The sequence below is a fragment of the Moorena sp. SIO3H5 genome, assembly GCF_010692395.1.
In the GTDB taxonomy this organism is placed as follows: Bacteria; Cyanobacteriota; Cyanobacteriia; order Cyanobacteriales; family Coleofasciculaceae; genus Moorena.
This window is the reverse complement of record NZ_JAAHHS010000556.1, coordinates 1-3964: the sequence shown is the minus strand read 5'-3', so window position 1 is coordinate 3964 and position 3964 is coordinate 1. Positions and strand designations below refer to the sequence as shown.

4 protein-coding genes are annotated in these 3964 nt (G+C 45.5%); all 4 read left to right on the top strand.

Annotation, left to right across the window (positions count from 1 at the left end; all coding sequences use genetic code 11):
• The first annotated feature begins 2 nt into the window (after nt 1-2).
• The gene (priA, locus tag F6K52_RS33410; protein WP_364420989.1) at nt 3-2453 is read left to right on the top strand and encodes a primosomal protein N'; all 2451 of its coding nucleotides are present in this window, start codon (nt 3-5) and stop codon (nt 2451-2453) included.
• A gap of 192 nt (nt 2454-2645) precedes the next feature.
• The gene (locus tag F6K52_RS33405) at nt 2646-2804 is read left to right on the top strand and encodes a hypothetical protein (RefSeq protein WP_293088976.1); all 159 of its coding nucleotides are present in this window, start codon (nt 2646-2648) and stop codon (nt 2802-2804) included.
• Between the two features lie 111 nt (nt 2805-2915).
• Nucleotides 2916-3380, top strand: a complete 465-nt coding sequence (locus F6K52_RS33400; RefSeq protein WP_293088974.1) for a hypothetical protein — start codon at nt 2916-2918, stop codon at nt 3378-3380.
• A gap of 276 nt (nt 3381-3656) precedes the next feature.
• On the top strand, nt 3657-3964 hold a 308-nt coding region (locus F6K52_RS33395), incomplete at its 3' end, for a DUF6088 family protein (RefSeq protein WP_293088972.1).

Below are 3964 nucleotides of genomic sequence, written 5' to 3'. Positions count from 1 at the left end.
CATTGGATGCATCAATCAATCCTGGAGATGTTCTGAGTGTGTCATTCGGGACTCAACAGCTAGGAGCGATCGCTATTCGGATTGTAGACTCTCCACCCCCAAACTTACCACGAGAAAAAATTAAGGACGTAGAGGAGGTGATCAGTCCCGGTTTCTTTCCAAGTTCCTACTGCCAACTGTTAGAGCGGGTGGCTCAGTACTACTGCACCCCTCTAATCCAAGTAATTCGGTCTGCCTTACCTCCAGGACTGTTAGGGCGATCGCAGCGTCGAATTCGCCTCAATTCCTCGGTTTTGCCTAAAGAGGCTCATGTCTTTGTCAATAATTCAGCCGCAAGTAAGATTTTGGAGATTCTCCAGGCTAAACCCAATGGAGATTACAGCTGGCAATACCTCCAACGTCAGGTAAAGGGGGCTAAAGCAGGATTACGTCACCTACTCAAGCGAGGTTGGGTGGAAAGTTATCTGGAAGCTCCTAAGCCAACTCGTCCTAAGCTCAAGAAAGCTGTGACTCTGGTGGCTGATATCAATCGGTCTAATCTGACTCGACGGCAACGGGAAGTCTTGGAGGTGCTACGCCGTCGTGGGGGGGATTTGTGGTTGAGTGAACTATCACAAATTTGTAATGTTAGTTCTTCAACTATCAATTCATGGGAAGATAAGGGATATGTGGTGATTGAGCCTAGGGAAGTATTGCGCAGTGCTACTTCACCAACCATGGCTACAGATGCGCCGAAAAACTTGACAAATGCCCAATCCCATGCATTAGACCTGATTAATAATATTGATGGGTTTGCCCAAGTGCTGTTGCATGGGGTGACTGGGTCTGGAAAAACCGAGGTCTATCTGCAAGCGATCGCACCAATCCTAGCGCAAGGGAAATCCGCTTTGGTGTTGGTGCCGGAAATTGGTTTAACTCCTCAAATAACTGACCGTTTCCGGGCTCGCTTTGGTGACAAAGTTCGGGTTTACCACAGTGCCTTGAATAAAGGGGAGCGCTATGATACCTGGCGACAGATGATCCCAGGTGAGCCACAAGTGGTGATTGGCACTCGTTCTGCGGTTTTTGCCCCTTTGCCCCAGTTGGGATTAATTGTTTTAGATGAAGAACACGACTCTAGCTTCAAGCAAGACCAACCCATTCCTACCTACCACGCTCGCACCGTTGCCCAGTGGCGAGCAGAATTAGAAAATTGTCCCCTTATTTTAGGTTCCGCTACTCCTTCGGTGGAAAGCTGGGTCAGTATTAAGGTGATGGGAGGAGCGAGAGATAGTCAGATCGATAGTGAAATTAATCCGCTTATTTCTTCAGCTCCTGAGGTTCAACCCTTCACCTGTTCACCTCCTCAGCATCCAGAACTTAACACGCATTACTTATCCCTACCGGAACGGATTCAATCAAGACCCCTGCCACCGGTGGAAATTGTGGATATGAGGCAGGAGTTAAAAGCTGGGAATCGGTCGATTTTTAGCCGTTCTCTCCAAGACAGCTTGAGACGACTAAAGGAACAAGAGAAACAAGGGATTTTATTTATTCCCCGCAGGGGACACAGTACCTTTGTGTCTTGTCGTAGTTGCGGTCATGTTCTGGAATGCCCTAACTGTGATGTTTCCTTGTCTTATCACTATACCCATGAAGGGGCTACTCAAGTATTGCGCTGCCACTATTGCAATTTCGGACAACTCCATCCCCGTAGTTGTCCAGAATGTAGTTCTCCCTACCTGAAATTTTTTGGTAGTGGTACTCAGCGGGTTGTTCAAGATTTGGCGAAGCTGTTTCCAGAGTTGCGAATTATCCGATTTGATAGTGATACCACTCGTACCAAGAATGCTCATCGCACTCTGTTAACTCAATTTGCTAATCGCGAAGCTGACCTGTTGGTGGGAACCCAAATGCTGACCAAAGGATTAGATCTGGCTCAGGTGACACTGGTGGGAGTAGTAGCAGCAGATGGATTACTGTATTTGTCAGACTATCGAGCATCCGAGCGGGCATTCCAAACCTTAACCCAGGTAGCAGGTCGTGCCGGTCGTGGGGATGACCCTGGTCAGGTGATTATTCAAACTTATTCCCCAGACCATCCTGTGATTCAGGCTGTCAAAACTCATAATTATCAGTCATTTATCTCCGACGAATTGGAACAACGGGCAGCACTGAACTATCCCCCTTATGGTGATTTGATTCTGTTGCGCATAAGTGGATTGGATCCTGTGGCGGTAGAGAAGGTCGCAGAGGATTTAGCCGACAGGTTAGATACTCCTGAAGCCGAGTACGATATCCTAGGACCAGCACCAGCCAGTGTGATCCGGGTGGCTCGTCGCTATCGATGGCAGATTTTGCTTAAGTTTCCTCCTACTGTGCCCGGAAAGTTACTGAATTGGAGGGAATTACAGGATATGTGTCCTCCAGATATTAGCTTGACTATTGATGTTAATCCCTTGAATATAAGTTGAAAATAGGTTGAAGGTTTAAAATAGGTTGAAGGCTTAAGGTTGAAAGTTGACAGTTGAAAGTTAGAAGTTGAAAGTTGAAAGTTATAGGAGTCGAAGTAAAGGTTAAGACCTATGGCGTTGCTGAATTGAAGTATGAATGCGGGATCGCCTGGTTTTGGTAAAGCCCCCTAAATCCCCCAACTTTGGGGGACTTTGATAATTTTATCCCCCCCAAAATTTGGGGGCGGAATTATACCCATAAATCTGCCTTGCCAGACATATTTCTGTTCCCGATTCCCGATTCCCGATTCCCAATTCTTAATTCTTAATTCCCTACTCCCTACTCCCTACTCCCTACTCCCTACTCCCTAATTTGTGAATACTCCCGCTCACGCCATCGTCAATCTCCTGATTTTAGGAAAAAAAAGAAAGCCCGAAAATAACTTCCCAATTGTGTTCGGTGCGATATTACCAGATTTGCCAATGGTAATTTTTTACATATATGAAAAATTAATCAGAGGAATTCCTGAAAACGTAATTTGGTCTGAATCCTATTATAACCCAAGCTGGCAAGTATTTTTTGATATTTTCAATTCTTTTCCATTGATACTAATAGGTGGGTTGTTAGCCTACTATTTTCGTCAAAGCTTTCTGATTGCTATGTTTGCTAGCATGGCTCTTCATGGGATTGGAGATTTTCCTGTTCATGCTGACGATGCCCATCGTCACTTTTTTCCTTTGTCAAATTGGCGCTTTGAAAGCCCTGTGTCTTATTGGGATTCTCGTCATTATGGTCATATTTTTACTCCCCTAGAAGTGTTGGCTGTTATAGTGGGATGCTTTGTATTGTGGAGACGCCACACTTCGATCACCGCTCGGATTATTATTGCGATTGTACTTAGTGTTTATTTTATCTATGGAGTTTATGCTGTCTTAGTTTGGGGTTAATAGTTAAGCTATCAGTTTATGCGCTACGCGCACGCGTGCGCGTTCAGCTATCAGTTATCAGCGGCGTTGCTGAATCAAGGGTTGGTTTTCGATTAATCTGACAGTTTTATCGAAGGGTCATAGAACCTATCCTGACAGTTCTACTCACCTTCGTTACCTCAACATCCTGACTTTGGGCAATTAATACACGGTTAGCTGCCTTGAAAAAGTCAGAAATATTGGCTATACTTCTGACAAAATATATTTCGTGAACTTTATAGTCATAGCTTTCGTAAGATGCAGGGTATAGCAAAAAAAATCCTGAACAGAGTTCGTGGTCATGGTCGCGGTGCTTGGGTCTGCACACCCAAAGATTTTGTAGATCTCGGCAGTCGTGATGCTGTAGATAAAGCGCTATCTCGTCTGGTGAAACAAGGATTTTTGCGCCGCGTTGGTCGCGGTTTATATGACTATCCACGCACCAGCAATATCTTGAAGCGTCCTGCCCCACCCAACATTGATGCCGTTGTGGAAGCTCTGGCACGTCGGGATGGTATATCAATCATGCCAGATGGCATTGTTGCAGCTCACCAGCTAGGTCTGAC

Excerpts from the sequence above, each read along its gene's own strand:
- F6K52_RS33400 (WP_293088974.1), top strand. The coding sequence starts at position 2,916 with ATGGTAATTTTTTACATATATGAAAAATTAATCAGAGGAATTCCTGAA.